20 protein-coding genes are annotated in these 19,475 nt (G+C 68.2%); 12 read left to right on the forward strand and 8 right to left on the reverse strand.

Going from position 1 to position 19,475, the window contains the following annotated elements:
• Positions 1-8 precede the first annotated feature (8 nt).
• Both ACFXOM_RS23150 and ACFXOM_RS23155 read right to left on the reverse strand, forming a co-directional pair.
• The gene (locus tag ACFXOM_RS23150) at positions 9-611 is read right to left on the reverse strand and encodes a LuxR C-terminal-related transcriptional regulator (protein ID WP_385039060.1); all 603 of its coding nucleotides are present in this window, start codon (positions 609-611) and stop codon (positions 9-11) included.
• Positions 612-1,875: 1,264 nt separating this feature from the next.
• The gene (locus tag ACFXOM_RS23155; protein ID WP_385039063.1) at positions 1,876-2,628 is read right to left on the reverse strand and encodes a hypothetical protein; all 753 of its coding nucleotides are present in this window, start codon (positions 2,626-2,628) and stop codon (positions 1,876-1,878) included.
• A 470-nt stretch (positions 2,629-3,098) separates the two neighbouring features.
• Here ACFXOM_RS23155 and ACFXOM_RS23160 point away from each other — a divergent pair, with 470 nt between their 5' ends.
• A complete protein-coding gene (locus tag ACFXOM_RS23160; protein ID WP_385039065.1) occupies positions 3,099-3,431 on the forward strand; it encodes a hypothetical protein in 333 nt (110 codons plus the stop codon).
• Between the two features lie 385 nt (positions 3,432-3,816).
• Here the strand turns inward: ACFXOM_RS23160 and ACFXOM_RS23165 are convergent, their stop codons facing one another.
• Positions 3,817-5,103, reverse strand: coding sequence for a calcium-binding protein (locus ACFXOM_RS23165; protein WP_385039068.1), 1,287 nt, complete (start codon positions 5,101-5,103; stop codon positions 3,817-3,819).
• A 707-nt stretch (positions 5,104-5,810) separates the two neighbouring features.
• Here ACFXOM_RS23165 and ACFXOM_RS23170 point away from each other — a divergent pair.
• Positions 5,811-7,034, forward strand: a complete 1,224-nt coding sequence (locus tag ACFXOM_RS23170) for an IS701 family transposase (RefSeq protein ID WP_385039071.1) — start codon at positions 5,811-5,813, stop codon at positions 7,032-7,034.
• A 412-nt stretch (positions 7,035-7,446) separates the two neighbouring features.
• Here ACFXOM_RS23170 and ACFXOM_RS23175 read toward each other — a convergent pair whose 3' ends face one another.
• A complete protein-coding gene (locus ACFXOM_RS23175; protein ID WP_384943072.1) occupies positions 7,447-8,691 on the reverse strand; it encodes an MFS transporter in 1,245 nt (414 codons plus the stop codon).
• A 295-nt stretch (positions 8,692-8,986) separates the two neighbouring features.
• Between ACFXOM_RS23175 and ACFXOM_RS23180 the strand changes: the two genes are divergently transcribed.
• The 4 genes from ACFXOM_RS23180 (at position 8,987) to ACFXOM_RS23195 (ending at position 10,270) form a co-directional block, all read left to right on the forward strand.
• The gene (locus ACFXOM_RS23180; RefSeq protein WP_384943070.1) at positions 8,987-9,286 is read left to right on the forward strand and encodes a hypothetical protein; all 300 of its coding nucleotides are present in this window, start codon (positions 8,987-8,989) and stop codon (positions 9,284-9,286) included.
• 7 nt (positions 9,287-9,293) lie between these two features.
• Complete coding sequence (locus tag ACFXOM_RS23185) at positions 9,294-9,797, forward strand: Imm1 family immunity protein (RefSeq protein WP_385039074.1); 504 nt, start codon at positions 9,294-9,296, stop codon at positions 9,795-9,797.
• Between the two features lie 93 nt (positions 9,798-9,890).
• Positions 9,891-10,109, forward strand: a complete 219-nt coding sequence (locus ACFXOM_RS23190; RefSeq protein WP_385039247.1) for a hypothetical protein — start codon at positions 9,891-9,893, stop codon at positions 10,107-10,109.
• Positions 10,037-10,270: a transposase gene (locus ACFXOM_RS23195; protein ID WP_385039239.1), complete on the forward strand. Its 234-nt coding sequence runs from the start codon at positions 10,037-10,039 to the stop codon at positions 10,268-10,270. Before ACFXOM_RS23190 ends, ACFXOM_RS23195 begins: the two co-directional genes overlap by 73 nt.
• Positions 10,271-10,413: 143 nt before the next feature.
• On the opposite strand, the gene ACFXOM_RS23200 is transcribed toward ACFXOM_RS23195, so the two are convergent.
• The 3 genes from ACFXOM_RS23200 to ACFXOM_RS23210 form a co-directional block, all read right to left on the reverse strand.
• Positions 10,414-10,539 carry a hypothetical protein gene (locus tag ACFXOM_RS23200; RefSeq protein WP_384943066.1) on the reverse strand — a complete coding sequence of 42 codons (126 nt, stop codon included), beginning with the start codon at positions 10,537-10,539 and terminating at the stop codon, positions 10,414-10,416.
• Positions 10,540-11,272: 733 nt separating this feature from the next.
• The gene (locus ACFXOM_RS23205; RefSeq protein WP_384943064.1) at positions 11,273-12,145 is read right to left on the reverse strand and encodes an undecaprenyl-diphosphate phosphatase; all 873 of its coding nucleotides are present in this window, start codon (positions 12,143-12,145) and stop codon (positions 11,273-11,275) included.
• Between the two features lie 416 nt (positions 12,146-12,561).
• Positions 12,562-13,269 carry a TVP38/TMEM64 family protein gene (locus ACFXOM_RS23210; protein WP_384943062.1) on the reverse strand — a complete coding sequence of 236 codons (708 nt, stop codon included), beginning with the start codon at positions 13,267-13,269 and terminating at the stop codon, positions 12,562-12,564.
• 49 nt (positions 13,270-13,318) lie between these two features.
• Here ACFXOM_RS23210 and ACFXOM_RS23215 point away from each other — a divergent pair, with 49 nt between their 5' ends.
• From ACFXOM_RS23215 to ACFXOM_RS23235, 5 genes are all read left to right on the forward strand, one after another.
• Positions 13,319-14,044: a DNA alkylation repair protein gene (locus tag ACFXOM_RS23215; protein ID WP_384943060.1), complete on the forward strand. Its 726-nt coding sequence runs from the start codon at positions 13,319-13,321 to the stop codon at positions 14,042-14,044.
• Positions 14,045-14,141: 97 nt separating this feature from the next.
• A complete protein-coding gene (locus ACFXOM_RS23220) occupies positions 14,142-14,309 on the forward strand; it encodes a hypothetical protein (RefSeq protein WP_384943059.1) in 168 nt (55 codons plus the stop codon).
• Positions 14,310-14,406: 97 nt separating this feature from the next.
• Positions 14,407-15,591, forward strand: a complete 1,185-nt coding sequence (gene tuf / locus ACFXOM_RS23225; RefSeq protein WP_384943057.1) for an elongation factor Tu — start codon at positions 14,407-14,409, stop codon at positions 15,589-15,591.
• Positions 15,592-15,683: 92 nt separating this feature from the next.
• On the forward strand, positions 15,684-16,556 hold the full coding sequence (locus ACFXOM_RS23230) for a patatin-like phospholipase family protein (RefSeq protein WP_385039077.1): 873 nt from the start codon (positions 15,684-15,686) through the stop codon (positions 16,554-16,556).
• A gap of 88 nt (positions 16,557-16,644) precedes the next feature.
• A complete protein-coding gene (locus ACFXOM_RS23235; protein ID WP_384943053.1) occupies positions 16,645-17,490 on the forward strand; it encodes a spermidine synthase in 846 nt (281 codons plus the stop codon).
• Between the two features lie 259 nt (positions 17,491-17,749).
• Here ACFXOM_RS23235 and ACFXOM_RS23240 read toward each other — a convergent pair whose 3' ends face one another.
• Positions 17,750-18,805, reverse strand: coding sequence for a hypothetical protein (locus ACFXOM_RS23240; RefSeq protein WP_384943051.1), 1,056 nt, complete (start codon positions 18,803-18,805; stop codon positions 17,750-17,752).
• A gap of 108 nt (positions 18,806-18,913) precedes the next feature.
• Here ACFXOM_RS23240 and ACFXOM_RS23245 point away from each other — a divergent pair, with 108 nt between their 5' ends.
• Positions 18,914-19,351 (forward strand): DUF4442 domain-containing protein, encoded by a 438-nt coding sequence (locus tag ACFXOM_RS23245; RefSeq protein ID WP_384949259.1) that lies wholly within the window; start codon positions 18,914-18,916, stop codon positions 19,349-19,351.
• Positions 19,352-19,475 lie beyond the last annotated feature (124 nt).

Below are 19,475 nucleotides of genomic sequence, written 5' to 3' on the forward strand. Positions count from 1 at the left end.
ACGCGAGCCTACTCGGTGACCATCACAGGATCATTCGGGAAGGTACGCCCTCCGCATCCTCCCGCGGCCGATCCACAGGTCTTGAGCATTGCTCGGTAGTTCCGCACCGTCCCCACAGCAAGATCCAGCTTCCGGGAAATCTGTGACACCGTCGCTCCATCAGCGGCAAGCTCCAGGACCCGCAGTTCACCACGGGGCAACGGCATCTGCCCGGTACGGCGGAAAGCGGCGGCAAGGGTCGGAGCCACGTACCCTTCACCGTCGGCCACCCGCTCGATGACCTCCAGCAGCCGGCGGGGATCGGCGTCCTTGTCCGCAGAGCCTATGGCGACCGTCGTGGACGCCTCCCACAGCCGTCTGGGACAGGTCACGGTCGCCAGGACCACCAGCGCTGTGCCGCTTCGGGCGAGAGCCTCCGCCCTACCGCCGGTCCGCTGTGGCCCCGGGCAGTCGGCATCGATCACACACACGTCAGGACGTGAAGAGGCCACCGCGGCCGGCGCCCCAGACCAGGAAACAGCGCGCACCTCCACCGTCGACTCCTCCCGGAGCAGGGCGACCAGGGCTGACCGCAGCAGCCTCGAGTCGTGCACCACCAGCACGCGAACCATCCAAAATCCCCCAGCCCCAGACCAGCCAAGCCTCACCCGACTGACACGCCAACGGGCAGCAGGCCGCTCATTGGTGTTCTGCGTGGGCGCGTGACAGAGCAACGGCGTGAGCGTATTCCTGCTATCCCGTCATTTCTCTGAATTTCATAGAAGTTGGATATGCGCGTTACCGCGATCACCCTGTCCGAGATCGGCGGCGCCATGCTCCTGGCCATAGGGTTCTCCATCAGCGCGCAAAGCGGCCGCAGGCGTCTTTCAGTACACCCATGCCTACACGGGGCTCACCGTGAAGCCGAGGAATCCAGCAGATGACACCTGCATAGTGACGACCGCCAACGGAGCGATCGTCGACAGCGCAGAGCGCGAGGTGACGTTCTTTTCGAGCCCCGCGAGTCCAGGGCACCGTCAAGTTCGGTGATTGCGTGGAGTGTTGGCGATCAGCAGGTAGGGCGGGTAGCAGAGCAGGCACGGGGGTTCGTGATCATTGTTGTGTCGAAGCCAGATGATCACAAGGACGTCCCGTGCCTGCTGTTGCAGCTTGCCCCATCCCTGCCGCGCTGGAGAAACTAGGGCCGCTGGATAGGGAACGGATCGCTGACCTGCGTCCCTACCTTGAATCGGTTCCGGATCCACGCTCAGGCCGGGGCCGCTGGTACTCGCTGACGGCGATCTTGCTGGCGCGGCCGTCTGCGGAGCGAAGAGCATCGCCGAGTTCGGCGAGCGGGCCGCGAATGCGCTGCCGGCACCCCTCGGGGTACGTCGCCACCTACTCCGCTGGCGACGCAGCCTCAAGCCGGTCACCCTCTCGGACGCGCCCCTCAGGCACCTGACGGCAAACGCCCTGGACCAGGCTGTGGGCGCCTACCTGGCCGACCGGCACCGCATCACCGCGTCCGCGGATGCCCTGACGCCCCGATCACGGCAGGTCATCGCCGTGCATGGTAAGTCCCCCAAGGGCCTACCCCGCCTGGCCGCGCCGTCACCTGCCCACTCGGCCTCGCCGACACCTTCGATGTCCTCCCCTTGGCGAAGGCCAACACCACCTCGCTGGTCAAGGCGAAGAAGGCCACTACATCGCCGTCGTCAAGACCAAAGAGAGGGCAGCCCCTTGGCGGTGTTCCAGTGCTCCTGCCGGAGTGCGACCGACGAGTCCCTCGCCGCCGGACGCGAGACCGCATGTCCGGTGGTGTGAGAGGAGGGCCGGGTGGTCGGGCCCTCCTGCTCGATTTTCGGAGAATTCTAGGACATTACACCTTGGGCTTGTTCACTTCAGTTGAGCCTTCAGGGTGTCGGCGTCATTCGAAGCCACCACCCAATCACCGTTCCCATTGATGATCACCATTGTGATATTCGCATGCTTCTTGGTTGCATCGATTAGCTTGACAACGTTTTCGCGGTGCTCGTCCTCATATTTTCCACCCCGATGGATAAAGGAGTACGCTGCTACTTTGTGGTCGGAGGCTATCCTGCTAAGGTCCCCCATGATCTGGTTGTACCTGGACAGGTTGTTAGCCTTGCTCGGCGGACCTACGACCCCAACGGCTTTATCGGACCAAATGTCAGGCTGCAGACCGACCTCCTTGTCCTTCGTGTACAGAGTCGGGTCCTGTGATGCCTTACCCGTCTTCTCGTATGCCTTTTCGTTGGATATGTGCCCTCTCGCCCAATCAACCAGCCGATCCCTGCTCGTGTGGCCGCTGATGAACTTGGCCGCCAGCTCTTCTTGCGTGGAGCCATGCCCCCGAATGTCTGCACCAATCTTCTTGAGGCTATCTACGTTTAGCTCCCCAAGTAGTGCATCGACCAGCTTTTCGTAGTTGTCGAACTGGCGCACCGCCTTCTCCTTGAAGCGCGCCCCCACGCTCTTCTTGGCCGACTTCGTTTTTTCCGTCACGTCCGTTGCATTCCACCCCTTCTTCGCCGCCATCTGTGCAATGGTATTCTCAACCTGCTTCATGAGGTCCTGGATATTTTTCTTTTCGGGGCTGTACTCGGTGATGCCGACGAATATCGCCACTGTCTGGCTCCTCGTTGTGAGTGGTGCTCGTTCCGGATGCAGACTCACACAGGCCAATAAACGACGAGTAGATGTTCTATAAACGCGGTAGGCCGTGGAGATAACCCCTGCAGTGCAGGGAGCCGGTAGGCAGGTTGAACCCGCAGTGCCTGCCCATGCGTTGGTGACGTTCCATGTCAGGGCTTGATCAAGTTCCGTGAGTATCCTGGCTGTTGATGACGCCAAGGGTGGCGAGTGCTCGTTCGGGTTCGTGACGGATTGCCCGGATGGAGTGGGAGGAATTTGCGATGCCCCAGTGCCCGCGAATGGCGGCAGCGAGGTCGGCGGGGCGGGTTTGATGGGCGGCGAGGCCGGTGACCGCGTAGTCGTTCTCACGGTCTCGAGCCAGCCAGTGGGCTTGCAGCGGGTCGTCTTCACCACCGTGACCACGTCGTGAGAGCCGTGCGTGCCAACCCGCTCTCGTCGTCGGCATGCAACGAGGATGCTCACCTGCACCCAGCTGCACGGTCAGCCCGCCTGCGCCGTCCTGTCTCCTCAGAGCGAGGCGCAACCTGGACTGCCGCGACGAAGCCGCGGCCGACGACGGCGGCCGCCGTGCTGCGGAGCTCGCGAAGTGGCGGCGCGTCGTGCGGCTACTCGCCGCGACCGGCGGCCCGTATGACCCGGACGCCGACGCGGTCGTCCAGGAGGAGCTCGCCGAAGACCGTCGGCGAGAGGAAGCCGAGCGGCAGCGCCGCCAGGAGCAGCAGCGAGTAGCCGACCGGGCCGACGAACTGGCACCGGCCAGCGGAGGCACGGCATGAGCGCGGCCGACGACATGGTGGTCACCACCTGGAGCGAGCACAGCGAGACCGGTCACCGCTACGAGAACCAGCTCGCCGACGGCTCGGTCATCTCTTGAACCGAGCCACCGTTCGAGTAGTCCCCTCACCGACAGCGTGCGGGTGCTGGGCGAAGAACATCCGATCACGACGACGGTCCGAAACACCCCCACCGTGGCCATCGCTCAATGCGACGGTCACATCAGACTGTCGTGACCGCAGTGTCCCTGTCACGGCAGCTGTTGGCAGCTGCCGTGACTGAGGACGTTGAAACGGGGCCCCGTGCGTTGGCCGCCGCTGCGACGAGGGATGCGCCGGGGCTCGTTTCTGATGTTTCGTCGGTCAGGTCGGAGGTGGGTGGGGTGGGTCAGAAGCAGCCGGGTCCGCTGGTGGAGTTGACGCAGCTGTTGTGGCCGGTTCCGCCGTCGTTGGTGTTGGTACCGGGACCGCCGTTGAGAGCGTCGTTGCCGGGACCGCCGATGAGTGCGTCGTTGTCGGCGCCGCCGGACAGAGCGTCGTTGCCGTTGCCGCCCTCGACGCGGTCGTTGCCGTCGCCCCCAGTAAGGACGTCATTGCCGTCGCCGCCGCAGATCAGGTCGTTACCACCGCGGCCGACGACCACATCGTTCCCGGCGAGAGCGAAGATCGCATCGTCGCCCGGGGTACCGGTCAGGACATCGTCGCGGTGGGTACCGGTGATGGTGGGCGTGGCGGTCGCGCAGGTGGGGGGCGCCGGGTTGTAGGTGATGGTCACCTTGGCCCGCCCCGCGGCGGGTGCGGAGGTACCACCCGTGGGGACGAGATTCGACCCGCCGCCGCCGCCACCGGGGCCGTATGAGGGAGGGATGCTCCTGATGAAGTTGCAGCCTCCCCCGCCGCCTCCACCGAACCAGCCGCCTCCGCCTCCGCCCGCCCCGTAGGCGCCTCCGCCCGCCCCGTAGGCGCCTCCGCCGGTGCCGCCGGCGCCGGCCGTGCCCGGAGTGCCTGATGTACCGCTGGCGGGACATACGGCTCCGGCCGCGCCGCCGGCTGTCTGGGTTCCGCCGCCGCCGCCCTGGCCGCTGTCCGTTCTGCTGCCGCCGGCCTCCCCAGCCTCCCTGGTATCTCCGGCGTCTCCGCCGGTGGCCTCCGGGTTGGGGTAATTGGAGATGCTGCCGCTTCCGCCGCCGCCTCCGCCGCCCGCGACGATGAGGCGGGGGTCGGTGGCCGGGACGCCGGTCAGGGTGCAGCCGGGGCCGGCCGAGCTGCAGGTGCGGACATCGCTGGAGCCGCCGCCGTCACCCCCTGGAAGCGGCCCGCCGCCGAGGCCCCCACCCGTGCCGACGTTGACGAAGAGGGTGGTCGTGCCCGGCGGCACGGTGACGGTGGCGATGACAGTGGCGCCGTTGCCGCCTGCACCACCGTTGGGCCCGTTTTGGCCCGCGGCGCCCGTCGCGGTGACGGACAGTTGGGTGACGCTGGACGGGACGGTGAAGGGCTGGTTGGCGCCCGCGTTGAAGGTGACCGTCACAGGCGCCGTCGCAGTAGCGGGCGTGGCCGTGGGCACCACCAGTGCCGCCGGCAGTGCCACCGCAGCGAACAGGACGGCAGCACGCCTAGCCGCGACCGGGCGCCGCAGCTCACCCGCGGCTCCCGCGCCACGTCGATGGAACATGGCATGTTGCAGGGTCGGTCCCACGAGACTCCTCGACAAAGAGCGCGGCATTCAGAACGTGCCACGGACGTCGGCTGGTGTTGAGGCCCCTGCCGGGACCGCCCGACGATCAAGCCACACGCACCCTGTGCGGCCATACAGACACACCGTCATACCACCCGCGATCCACCGACCAGACGCTGCCGACCTGGGGTGCTGTCACGTTGTCGGTCACGTGAGCGTCTGATGGTGTGTCGGGGTGTGGGTGGGGCCCGGTTTCGGCTCCTGGGTCAGGGCGCGGCGGGCTGGCCGCCGTCGCCGCCGACGCGGCACCGAAGCGGCCCACCGATCCGCACCGCCCAGCCCGCAGCAGCGAACCGATCTCCTTGACCGTCCCGGAGATCTGCCACCTGCTTACCACTATCTTCGGCACGCCGGCCGTGACCGCAGCCAGGCTGCTGAGCTGGTCAATCTGGCGCAGACGCCACCAGGCAACAGCCCGATACAGCCACTACCGACGACGGTCAGCCGACGAGACCGGCGGATAGATCACGAAACCGCACTGGAGTACTAGTACTCCAGCAGGATTTCGGTGTCTGACCTGGTCTTTCGCTGGGTGGCGGGAGTGTAGCGGGACTTCGGTCGTGCGGGGGCGGTCTCATGGAGACCGCCCCTCGATCGTGGGACAACGCCGCAGGTAGTGACAGGGTGCTGGGCAGCCTCCCCACGTGATCACCGAGGGTGTTGCCGCGCAGTGGGACCTGGAACTGGACGACCTCTTCGTGAATATCGGCCATCGCTTCGGCCGGGTGGAACTACGCCGCCGCATGCGGGACTACGTTCGCGGCCTGCTCGCCCCCGTGGCCCGGAAGAACAGCTGGCAGCTGGCCGAACAGGCCGGCCACCCGACGCCCGACGGCCTGCAGCACCTGCTCGCTGGAGCGAAGTGGGAGCCCGATGACATCCGCGACGACCTGCAGCAATACGTCGCCGACAAGCTCGCCGAGGACAGTGGTGTCCTGATCATCGACGACACCGGCTTCATCAAGAAGGGCACCACCTCGGCCGGGGTCCAGCGTCAGTATTCCGGAACCGCAGGCCGCACCGAGAACTGCCAGATCGGCGTCTTCGCCGCCTACGCCACGACCCTGGGCCGGGCCCTGGTCGACCGTGAGCTCTACCTCCCCAAGTCCTGGACCGAGGACCGTGAACGCTGCCGCACCGCAAAGGTTCCTGACGAGCGAGGGTTCGCCACCAAGGGCGAACTGGCCCGGCACATGGTGCTGCGGGCCCTCGCCTCGCCGCTGCCCATCGCCTGGGTCACCGCGGATTCCGCCTACGGACAGGACAACCGATTCCGTCGGCTGCTGGAACAGTCGGGCGCCGGCTACGTACTGGCCGTCCCCAAGTCCCAGTTCAGCGTGGGCTGTTCACGGATCGAGGACCTGTTCGCACAAGCTCCCGACGAGGCATGGGAGCAGATCTCCTGCGGCGACGGCGCGAAGGGACCCCGCATCTATCACTGGGCGGCGGTGCGACTGCCGCCCGTCGCCGAGTTCGACTACCAGGGCGAGGTCCCCCACCGGATGCGGTGGGCACTGGCCCGGCGCAGCATCAGCAGGCCCGACGAGATCGCCTACTACCTCGCCTACGCGCCCCTTCAGGTCACCGTCCAGGAGCTGGTGCGGGTCGCCGGAGCGCGCTGGGCGATCGAGGAGTGTTTCCAGGCCGCGAAGAACGAATGCGGCCTGGACCAGTACGAGGTCCGCCGCTACACGGGCTGGTATCGGCACATCACCCTGACCATGCTCGCGCACGCCTTCCTGGCCGCCACGGCACACCAGGCCCGGGAAAAGGGGGCGCAACCAGTGGGGCGGTCGGGGTCGTCGAGCTCACAGTGGCGGAGGTTCGGCGACTCCTGGCAGCTTGTCGTCCCCGGCCCCCGCACCTGAGCGGACACCGCGGACGACACCACGCACTGAGCTGGTCGAACTGGCGCCGCAGACGCCAAGCAGTCGCCCGCCGCTGTCACTACCTGCGGCGCTGTCCCACGACCGAGGGGCGGTCCCCATGAGACCGCCCCCGCACGACCGAAGTCCCGCTACACTCCCGCCACCCAGCGAAAGACCAGATCAGACACCGAAATCCTGCTGGAGTACTAGTGGCGTTCGTGTCCTTCTGGCACGGTGGCCGTCGGCCGGCGCAGGAGACGGCAGAGCAGAGCGAGCCGGTGAGCCTTGATACCTATCCCCTATGGTGACCTCACACATCGGGGCTCTGGCCAGGGCCGCGGCAGAGCAGATCCGCTTGCCGCAGCAACCGGCTGGTGCGGCGACGACACCACGCCGTGTGTGGGCTGGCCAGTTAGACTCGCGCAGCGCTGAGGGACGGCAACTCAGACGGCAGCCGCCGTACAGCCCACACGCTTGGTGTGGCCAGCAGTACCAGGGTGGCCATCGTCATCACGATGGCGCTGACGACCAGAACGGACGACGGCCCCACGGTGGTCGCGGTGGCTCCCACCACGAGATAGCCCAGCGGTACCGCCATGAGTTCGCCAATGGAGCTAAAGGAACTCACCCGCCCCAGAAGGGCGGCTGGCAGCTGCTCCTGGATCGAGGTATTCCAGCACACGATCGCGATGTCGAGTCCGATGCCGGCCAGCACAGCGGACGCGGATAGCCACACCAGGGGCGCGCCCGCGGCCAGGGCGAGCAGGGGAAGCGCCAGGGGGAGATTCGCACACACGCAGACGACCATGATGCGCGACGGTTTCCATTTCAGTGAAATGAGCCCGCCGAGGAGCAGACCAACGGCAAAACATCCTTGAATGGTTCCCCAAACAGCGGGACCGAGGTTCAGGTCATGGACGACGACAGGGCCGAGGAGCTGATATCCGCCGAGCCAGAGAGCGACAACCACCGTTCCGGAAAGCACATAGGACCAGAGCCAAAGCCTGCTGGCGAACTCACTCCATCCGTCACGGAAGTCGCGGAGTACGGAGGCTCCTGATTTCACCATTCCGGAGACGGGAAGTCGGCTGCACAGAATAGCCGCGATAGCGAAAGTCACCGCGTCCCAGCCGAGAGTCCATTCCGGTCCGACGAATGCGACGAGAGCTCCTCCGAGTGCCGGCACCACGATCCTGATGACATTGGTCGGAAGCCGCAGGAGCGCATTGGCCTCCTGCAACTGCGCGCCGTCGACGATCTGCGGGAGCACACTGTTCATCGCGGGCTGCATCAGCGCCGAGGCGCCACCAGCAATGGCGGCGAACACGGCAACTCGAGCGGTCGTGGCGGCTCCAGCAAACACCAGGAGCGCAACGCAGGACTGCGTGAGCGCCAGCACCAGGTTGCCGATCACGATCAGGTGCCGCCGGGAGAACCGGTCGGCGACCACCCCGCCGACCATCAGCAGAACCAGCTGGGGCACCGTGTTGCTGGCCAGGACGATCGCCAGTGACGCCGGATCACTGTCGAAGCCGAGCACTGCGAAGGCCAGAGCGACTGGCGCCATGGCCGACCCGCTCATGGATATGAGGCGGGCCGTGACAAAGAGCCGAAATGGCCTGTGACGCAACACGGAGAGAGATTCCAGGAGACGCATTTGGCTGACACTACTACGCTATTCGACGCGCCTGAAACTCCTTGGGTTGGTGGACGTAATGAACCGAGCCGCGGTTCCACGCGACCCAGCATCTGGATGTGATTGACGCCACTCCTCCCCGCCGCAATGTCTGGATTGGCGCATATGGCGTGCGATGTGTTTCGATATCCAATATCTGGAATGCAAAAGGCCTGGAAAATTCTCCTTGACACGTGATCATGGTCGTGAAATCTTCAATCCGCAGCCCGATCCGAAGTATTGGAACCGGGGTAATCACGGAGGAGAGGAATTCGTTATGGCTCTCAACGCCAACGACGTCGACGCGTTCGTCGCGAACCTGCGCAACGGTCTCATCGAGGCCCCCGTCGACCACCAGACGACGGACCAGGACAACTTCGCCCTGCGCTCCGCGACCACCGAGCGCCTGCAGCGCCCGGTCGCCACCGTGGACGGCGAGGTTGTCGAGATGGTCGGCACTGACCTTCTCGGCGGCGTGATCCGCTCGCGTCAGGCGCAGGCTCACGTGTGGCTGCAGCCTGAGGCCAGACTGCGATCTGCGGTCTGGCTGCCACTCCAAAGTTCCGAGAATCGGTGAGGGTAGCGTGATCGTTCTTGGTGGCACTCACGTCGGGGAAATCTATGCCCGTTCCGAGCAGGAGATCGATTCTCTCTTTGAGCACATCATGAACGATCTTATCCAGAAAGGGGAAACCCGCGACGGTTTCGAGATCGTACCCGAGAGGGCTGTGGTCAGCATCGTCAAGGGAAAGTACCCGGAAGAGACCGATGAGCAATGGGCCACCAACTACCTGTACGTCTCGGTGAACACCAGAAACGGGTACGGAGCGCTGAAGTGGTGGACCAGCGAGGTTCCGGAAGGAGCATCTGGTGAAGATATCTCCCGATTCATCTGGACTTCGGGAAACCAGAATCCGCCTTCGTTCGACCCTGAATTGATCGCGGATCCCGGAACTCCCAGGTACTATCCGCGAGAGGCTGCTATTCCAAGAGCGCAAGTCCGCGAAGCGCTCGAAGAGTTTTGCCGAGCGAGAACGGGCCAGAGGCCGGAATGCATCCCCTGGCTCCTGCTTGATCAAACCGTGTGAAACGCTAAGAGGGCGGCATGTGACGCGATGCCGTGTTTGTTATTGCTGGAATGTGTGGTCCAGGCGTATCGGGGCTGTAGGGGAGCTGGCCTCGTGAGCGACCGCCAGCCCTGCAAGAACGACTTGTCCGACGAGCGGTGGGCCCTGATCGAGACCGTCATCGCCTCCTGGAAGGCCCAGTATGCCTCCGTCAGCGGCCACCAAGGTGCCTACGAGATGCGGGGGAGATCGTCAACGCCCTGCTCTGCCAGTCCCGTACCGGCTGCCAGTGGGACTACCTCCCCCACGATCTACCCCCGGTCGGAGCGGTGAAGTACTACTTCTACAAGTGGCGTGACGACGGCACCGACCAGACCACCCACGACCTGCTGCCCTGGCAGGTCCGCGAGAGCCGGGGGCGCAAAGCCGACCCCAGCCTGGTGGTGCTCGACACCCAGAGCTTGCACGCATCGTTGCTGGGAGTGGTGCGGTAGAAGGCCAGTTCACCACTGGTGCGGTTGCGGCGGACGAGCAGGTGGCGGTGTTCGTCGACACCGATGTGGGTCCAGGCCCAGTCGCAGTAGCGCGGGGCCTTCGCGTCGGGGCCTGCACTCTGCCGCTGCCAGGCGGTGGCGGGTCAGCGGCCGACGATGGTGTCCGCGCGGCTGGGGCTGTCGGGCTCCTCCATGAGCCGGCGGATGGCCGCGTTGATCCGCGCAGCGGCAGGTCGCAGCCTTCCGTGAGGCCGGGAGGGGGAGAGCATTCATAGAGCGTACGGTCCCGCACCGACAACGGTCGTCGGCTTCCCGCAGTGGAGGGCTTGGCTGGCGCTCGGGTGGCTTCTCCCGGCGAAGGCGCGAAGGGTCGACTTCCCGACTCCGCCGTGCCTTCGCGGCGGTTTCAGTGGCGGATGCCGTCGATCAGGTCGGATGCGCCCTGGCGGAGCCGGTGTTCGTCCTCGCAGAAACGGCGCGGAGCGCGGTGCGAGGTCATGGCCGAGCAGTTCGAGAGGGCATGCTGTTCGGTGACCTTCCCGCGGCCTCCGCACGGTACCCGGGAACGGGGCGTGATGATCGTGTCCCGCCTCGCCACGAGCCCGCTCCGGCTACCGTTGGACTACTTCCCGCACCGGGTGGCCGCCCTGACCTGGCACCCTTCGGCAACAACGGCTCCAGCACCGCCCACTGCTCGTCCGTGAGATCTCCCCGACCCATGAACCGTGATCATTCACAGCCCAAGATCCACTTTCGACACACGGCCTAGGCCGGACATGAACCTCAGCTGACCCGCTCCACCCTCTGTACGGGAAGGGCCCGCACGGCCGTGCGGGCCCTTCCGCGTCATCCCCCCTACTTTGCGGACGCACACGCCCTAAGGGGGAGTATCCCGCCTCCCCGGGTGGGAGATGAGTGGGAGAAAAGTGGGAGATGATCATGGCGTGGAGCTGCAATCAGGTGCACGGAAATGCTAGATCGCGCCCCCTTGCGGCGGCCCTGTCAGCCGCCGGATTCACCTGCGTGCGGGCTCAGCACACCGGCTCCCACCAGCACGAACAGCAGGATACCGAGGATGATCCGGTAGATGACGAACGGCATGAAGCTCCGGGTAGTGATGAACTTCATGAACCACGCGATCACGGCGTAGCCCACGCCGAAGGCGATGATCGTCGCGAAGATGGTGGGGCCCCACGCCACATGGCCCTCGCCGGCGTCCTTCAGCTCGAAGACGCCCGAGGCGAGCACGGCAGGGATGGCCAGCAGGAACGAGTAACGGGCCGCCGCCTCGCGGGTGTAGCCCATCAGCAGACCGCCGCTGATCGTGGCCCCGGAGCGGGAGACACCGGGGACCAGGGCCATCGCCTGGCAGACGCCGTAGATCAAGCCGTCCCTGATGCTCAGCTCCTTGAGCGTCTTCCGCTGCTTGACGGCGCGGTGCTTCCCGCCGTCCTCGTCACGGGCGGCCAGACGGTCGGCGATGCCGAGGACGATGCCCATCACGATGAGGGTGGTGGCGATCAGCCGGAGGTCGCGGAAGGGGCCCTCGATCTGGTCCTTGAGCGTGATGCCGAGTACACCGATGGGGATGGAGCCGACGATCACGAGCCAGCCCATCTGCGCGTCGTGGTCGCTGCGCATCGCCTTGTCCGTCAACGAACGGAACCAGGCGGAGACGATCCGGGCGATGTCCTTGCGGAAGTAGATCAGTACCGCCGTCTCCGTGCCGATCTGGGTGATCGCGGTGAAGGCCGCCCCCGGGTCGTGCCAGCCGGCGAACGCGGCCGTGAGCCTCAGGTGCGCGCTGGACGAAATGGGCAGGAACTCCGTCAACCCCTGGACGAGCCCGAGGATGAATGATTCGAACCACGACATGAAAGCTAAGCCATCCAAGTGCTGGTCAGGTCTGAATGTTCTGGACGTCGGGTGAGGCCGCGATCATGCGTCCGTCGCGTCGCAGCGTAGCGTCATCGGGTGATCGGCCCGCGAGCGGGCCTGCGCCCAGCGGGCGGCACGGGATGGACCGCGCCGGGGTGTTCGGTCCCCGGGCGGCCCCCGGGGCGGAAGAAGGCGAGGTTGTGGCCTTCTCCCCGTGCGGTTCCTCACACGCCATCGCGATGAGCGATGGGCAATGAGCAACGAGCAACCCGCGCGGGCAGGTGGTCGCCGGAAGGCGGGGGGAAGACGGCCGTTCCGGCCCCGCCGGGTGCGGCCCCCCGATGGCCGAGGAGCACAACGGCCCGCGGCCCGGCGGCCGTCGAGGAGCACGCGGGGTCTCGACCGGCTCCGGGTCATCCCGGGCCGGTGAGCCGGTGGCGCTTGCGCCAGGCGATGACCGCGCCGGCCACGGCCGACAGGGCGATGAAGCCGGTGGGGACCAGGAACAGCGGGGACGCCGGTGAGGCGGCACTGCTCCCGGCCACGACATAGGCGGCGGTGTTCGGCAGGGAGCCGAGCCCGGTGGCCAGCAGGAAGGGCACGTACCCCATCCGGGACACCGCGGCGCAGTAGTTCGCCGCGGCGAAGGGCACTCCGGGGAAGAGCCGTACGGCCAGCATGGAGCGGAAGCCGTGGCGGCTCAGCTGGCCGTCGACGGCCTTGAGCCAGCGTCCGCGCAGGAACGGCCGGAGCGCACCCTGCCCGAGGATGCGCCCGAGGGCGAAGGAGATGCCCGCGCCCAGCACCGTGCCGCCGATCGCGGCCGCCAGCCCCGCCTGGGAACCGAACAGAGCCCCGGCGGCCAGGTTCAGCAGGGGACGGGGCACGAAGGCCGCGGTGCACAGTCCGTACGCCACACCGAAGAGCACCACCGCGCCAGCGCCGCCCACGTGCAGGGGCCATCCCGTCGCCAGCAGGCGTTGCGGTTCGTACGCCAGCACCGTCGACGCCGCGCACGCCAGCACCAGCACCAGCAGTGCCAGGCGTGACCACGGTGAGACCAGGGCCCGGCCGCAGCGCAGGGCGAGGCCGTCGCGCGGCCCGGGAACGGGGGCGAGCATCCGGGGAGACTAACCGACAATCCGGTGTGTTCGCCGTAAGGTGTGCCGCATGACGCCACCGGAACCGCGCCGGCGGAAGCCACCGAAGGAGCCCGTCAGCGTCCTGGCGGACACCCTGCTCGCGCGGCTCACCACTGTCTACCCCGGGGCGGCCGACGCGCACAGGGCGCAGGGTTCCGCGGCGTACATGAAGGGCGTCGCCCCGTTCCTCGGCATCCGGACGTCGGATCGCCGCGCCTTGTCACGAAGCGTCCTGGACGGCACCCCACAGCCCGAGGAGGCCGACTGCACGGCCGTGGCCCTGCGCTGCTGGCAGCTGCCGGAGCGCGAGTACCACTACTTCGCCGTCGACTACCTGCGGCGGTACGTCGGACGCTGTACCCCCGGCTTCCTCCCCGTGGTGCGGTATCTGATCACCACGGTCCCGTGGTGGGACACCGTGGACGCGCTCGCCGCGCACGTCATCGGCCCGCTCGTCGCGGCCGACGAGGAGCTCGTCGCCGCCATGGACGAGTGGATCGGGGACGAGCACCTCTGGACGGCGCGCACGGCCCTGTTGCACCAGCTCCGCTACAAGGAAGCGACCGACGCGGAACGACTCTTCCGGTACTGCCTCCGTCAGTCGGGCCACCCGGACTTCTTCATCCGCAAGGCGATCGGATGGAGCCTGCGCGAGTACGCGAAGACCGCCCCGGACGCGGTCCGCTGTTTCGTCGGGGACGCCCGTGACCGTCTTTCCCCGCTCTCCGTCCGCGAAGCGCTGAAGAACTTCTGAGCCGCGCACCCGGTCGGGCCGGGTGCTCTCGCAGGCGGACCACCAGCACGGGGAAAACCGTTCGACGTGAGCCGCGTGGTACGGCGATCATCGATGCATGGTCCGGTTCGCCTTCTTCGCAGCGCCGTCCGCAGTCGCGGACGCGCCGAAGGCTGCCGAACTCCTCGCGGCGGCCGCCCTCCACGCGGCCGCGGCCGTGGACGCGGCCCCCGTCGCGGCGACCGCCGCCATCGCCGCCGCACTCTTCGACGGCGCCCGAAGCTGACCCTTCCCGGACATTCCGCGGACCCCGCAGGGGGAGGGTCGGTAGGGCCCGGGGGTCCCGCTCATGCTTCGAGTTCCGGGAAGGAACCGCAACAGCCATGTCCAAGACGACATACGTGCGCACCAAGCCGCACCTCAACATCGGCACCATGGGCCACGTCGACCACGGCAAGACCACACTGACCGCCGCCATCACCAAGGTGCTCAGCGAGCGCGGCACCGGAGGCCCCACCCAGTACGTGTCGTTCGACCGCATCGACCGGGCGCCGGAAGAGGCCGCCCGCGGCATCACCATCAACATCGCGCACGTCGAGTACGAGACGGAGACCCGGCACTACGCGCACGTCGACATGCCCGGCCACGCCGACTACGTCAAGAACATGGTGACCGGAGCCGCGCAACTCGACGGCGCCGTCCTCGTGGTCTCCGCGCTGGACGGGATCATGCCGCAGACCGCGGAGCACGTCCTGCTGGCCCGCCAGGTCGGCGTGGACCACATCGTCGTCGCCCTCAACAAGGCCGACGCCGGTGACCCGGAGCTGATCGACCTGGTCGAGCTGGAGGTACGCGAGCTGCTCACCGCGCACGGCTACGGAGGCGACGGCGTACCCGTCGTCCGGGTCTCGGGCCTGCGGGCACTGGAGGGCGACCCACGGTGGACCAAGGCCATCGAGGCGCTGCTCGACGCGGTCGACACCTATGTGCCGACGCCGGTCCGGTACACGGACGCCCCCTTCCTGCTCCCGGTGGAGAACGTGCTCACCATCACCGGACGCGGCACGGTCGTCACGGGGGCCGTCGAGCGCGGCACCGTGCGGGTCGGCGACCATGTTGACGTGCTCGGAGCGGGCCTCTCGACCGTGGTCACCGGCTTGGAGACCTTCGGTAAGCCCATGGACTCCGCCGAAGCCGGCGACAACGTGGCCGTACTGCTGCGAGGGGTTCCGCGCGACGCCGTGCGCCGTGGCCACGTGGTCACCGCTCCCGGCAGCGTGGCACCGAACCGACGATTCCTCGCACAGGTGTACGTCCTGTCCGGCCATGAGGGCGGGCGGACGACGCCGATCGGTACCGGCTACCGGCCCCAGTTCTACATCCGGACCGCGGACGTCGTCGGGGACGTAGACCTCGGCGAACGGGCGATCGCCCGCCCCGGCGACACCGTCACGATGACCGTCGAACTCGGTCGCGCGGTGCCGCTGGAGCCCGGTCTCGGCTTCGCCATCCGCGAGGGGGGCCGCACCGTCGGTGCGGGCACGGTGACCGAGGTGCTCGCCGAGTAGGAGTGATCCGAGGACCGGTCGGTACCGCTCCCCGGGCCCGCTCGCCGCTCGTGCGGCGGGCGGGCCCGTCCCGTACCCGCCACACTGCTGCCATGGCGGACAACGACGACGCAGCGAAGAAGCAGCGCACGGCACTGGTGCTGGGCGGTGGCGGGTTGGCCGGTATCGGTTGGGAGATCGGCGTCCTGCACGGGCTCGCACGGGCGGGAGCCGACACGACCGGCGCCGATCTGATCGTCGGCACCTCGGCCGGGTCGGTCGTCGGGGCCCAGCTCACCTCCGGCCTCCTCACCCTTTCGGAGTTGTACGACCGTCAGCTCGCCGACCCTGAGGGGGAAGTGCCCGCCGGTATGGGGCCGACGGTGCTCGCGCGCTACCTGTGGGGGGTCCTGCGCTCCCGCGACGCCGAGGCCTACGGTGCGCGGATGGGGCGTCTCGCGCTGGCCGCACGCACCGAACCGGAGGAATTGCGGCGCGCCGTGTTCGCGGAACGGCTGCTGACCCACCAGTGGCCCGAGTCGCGGCGGCTGGTGGTCACCGCGGTGGACGCGGCCACCGGGGTGTTCCACGCGTTCGACCGGGAGAGCGGGGTGAACCTGCTCGACGCGGTCGGCGCCAGCTGCGCCGTACCCGGTGTGTGGCCGCCCGTCACGATCGACGGGCGGCGCTTCATCGACGGTGGGGTGCGTTCGTCCACCAACGCGGACCTGGCCGCCGGCTACGGCACCGTCGTCATCGTCGCCCCCATCACGGTCGGCGGCGGCCCGGTGCCGTCCGCCCGCGCGCAGGCGTCGCGGCTGGCCGCAGCGGGGGCCCGTGTCGTCCTGATCACACCGGACCGGGCCGCTCGCCGGGCGTTCGGACGCAACGTCCTGGACCCCGCTCGCCGGGCACCCTCGGCGCGCGCGGGGCTGGCCCAGGCGGAGGCCCACACGGAAGCGGTCCGCGCGATCTGGCGCGGCTGAAGCACTGGGGCCGTCCGGCCGGCGGGGAGTCCCGCGCGCGCCGGCCCCGCGGGCACACCGTCCTGCGCGGGGGAGCACAATAGGGCGGGTGAACGAGGCTCTTCCGGTGACCCGAACGGTCGACCAGGGCACCGCCAAACTGATGCCCGACGTGGACCGGGAGCGGGCCTGGCTGCTGACCGTGGACGGCTCGCCCCAGTCCTACGTCGACCTGGACGAGCCCACGCACCTCGAGTTCGAATACGCGCGCAGGCTGGCGCACGTGCTGGACTGCGCGACCGCCGCGGGCGAACCGCTCGACGTACTGCACCTCGGCGGAGGGGCCCTGACCCTTCCCCGTTATGTCGCGGCCACCCGCCCGGGGTCGCGCCAGGACGTCGTGGAGGCGGACCGCGGTCTGCTGGCGCTCGTCACCGAGCGGCTCCCGCTGTCGTCGGGGGCCGGGATAGCCGTGCACGCCGCGGACGCCCGGGAGTGGCTGGAGCAGGCGCCGGCGGATTCCGCAGACGTGGTGATCGCCGATGTCTTCGGGGGCTCCCGGGTGCCCGCGCACCTCACGTCCCTGGAGTACGCACGGGCCGCGGACCGGGTGCTGCGCACGGGCGGCGTCTACGCGGCGAACCTCGCCGACGGGGCGCCGTTCGCTTTCCTCCGCTCCCAACTCGCCACCTTCGGCGCCTGCTTCCCGGAGCTGGCGCTGATCGCCGAGCCTTCGGTGCTGCGGGGCCGTCGTTTCGGCAACGCCGTGCTGGTCGCCTCGCACCGCCCGGTCGACACCGTGGCGCTCGCCCGGCGCGCGGCCTCCGACGCCTTCCCCGCGCGCGTCCAGCACGGTGACGCACTGCGCCGCTTCATCGGGGACGCGCAGCCGGTCGGCGACGCGGACGCCGTGGCCTCGCCCGAGCCGCCCGACGGCGCCTTCAGCGTCGGCTGACCTGTCGACTCGCCTTCGGGTTCGCCATCAGCTGATGTGCGGGTCCCGGGGAAATCCCCGGCGCACGAGAGGAGCCGGTGAGGCGACTTCGGTGGCCTCGGTGTCGAGAGCCGGCGTACGAACGAGCGCGGGTGCCCGGTGTGGTGGAGCGGCGGCTGCGGTGTGTCGGTGCGGCCGGCCCGGGACGGCGGAGCGCACGGCTCGTGGGGCGGCGGTCCGGTCGCCTCAGGGCTGCCGCCGCCCCGGCGGTGCCGACGGATCAGGAGGCGGAGCCCTTCGCGAGCCGTACCGTGCTGAGGATCTGCTGGATCGTCGCGTTGGGGATCTCGTCGGGAACGCCCTTGTTGGCGTACAGCACCCAGGCGGCGAAGTCACCCTTGGCGTTCTTGAAGGAGAACGCGATCGATTTGCCGTCGGTGTCGCACTTGGTCGACTTCTTCACCCCCACGGCGGTGGCCATCGCGACGTGCCCGGTGAGTCCCGACTTCGTCGTGTACGGCTTCGGCGTGGTGATCTTGACGATGTCCAGCGGGTCCTTCTGGGCGTACGCGCCCCACACCCAGGTGCCCGCCTCGCTGCGGGCCGCGCTGGCGGTGTTCTTCGCGCCCTGGCCGCCCTTGGTCCCGGTACCGCCGAGCGAGGTGTCCTCCATGCGGCCGTCCTTGTCGGAGTCGACGGAGCACCACTTGCTCTTGAAGTACGCAGGCGCCGACATCATGATCAGTGGCGAGCCGTCGCCCTTCTTCGCGTCCTCGAAGCCGGCACCGACGCCGGCACCGGCGACCTCCCACGTCGGCGGAACGTCGAACTGCGTCCCGTGCTTGGGGTTGGTGACGACCTTCCAGCCCGGGATCTGCGGCTCGCCCGTGCTGGAGCCGTCGCGCGGATTCTCGACGGGGGAGGAGACGGGCGGCGCCGGTGCCTCGGAGGAGGAGACGGGCTTCTTGCCGTTGGCCTGCTGGGACCCCTCGTCGTCGTCCTTGAAGACCAGGACGCCCGTGATGGTGGCTGCGGCGACGACCGCGGTGGCCGCGGCGATCGCGACGATCACCGTCTTCTTCCGGTCCTGGGACGGTCCGGGCCCCCCTGGCTGGGGCGGTCCCGGAACGGCGTACTGGGGTGCGGTCGGCTGCTGGTACGGATTGGGCTGCGGGTAGCCCGGTTGTTGCGGATAGCCGGGCGGCTGCTGCGGGTAGCCGGGCTGCTGCTGCCCGGGCTGCGCGTACGGGTTCGGCTGCTGGTACCCCGGCTGCATGTACGGGTTCTGGTCCTGCGGGTTCTGCTCGCCCCCGGGCGGCTGTTGTCCTGGCCACATGGCCAGTAACCATAGAGGTGCCCGGTGTTCGCCGCGACGCCCGCCCCCGAGGGGAATGGCCAAGGGCTCTTACTCGCGGGTAACATCCGACGCATGAGCGCAGACCAGATGTCCGTGGGCGAGATGCTCGCCGCCACGGTGCCCATGGCCAGGACCCTGAACCTGGAGTTCCTGGAGACCTCCGCCGAGCGTGCCGTGGTCCGCCTGCCGGACCAGGCCGACTACCACAACCACGTCGGTGGGCCGCACGCGGGCGCGATGTTCACCCTCGCCGAGTCCGCCAGCGGCGCCATCGTGATCGCCGCCTTCGGTGACCAGCTGTCCCGTGCCGTGCCGCTCGCCGTCGAGGCCGAGATCGCCTACAAGAAGCTGGCGATGGGAGTGGTCACGGCGACCGCGACCCTCGGACGGCCGGTGGCGGACGTCGTCGCCGAGCTGGACGAGGGAAAGCGCCCCGAGTTCCCCGTCACCATCGCGATCACCCGCGAGGACGGTGCGGTGACCGGCGAGATGACGGTGGTCTGGACGCTCCGTCCGAACGCCTGAACGGAAGGCATCTCGGGAGTCCTGAGGGAAGTGGGGGTTTTCTTCCTCCCCCCCCCCCCCACCGCGACAAACCCCCCTCCCCGTCGGCTGCCCCTGGTTGGCCCCTTCCCGCGCCCCCCCCCCC

It is taken from the genome of Streptomyces sp. NPDC059169 (assembly GCF_042755225.1).
Taxonomy (GTDB): Bacteria; Actinomycetota; Actinomycetes; order Streptomycetales; family Streptomycetaceae; genus Streptomyces.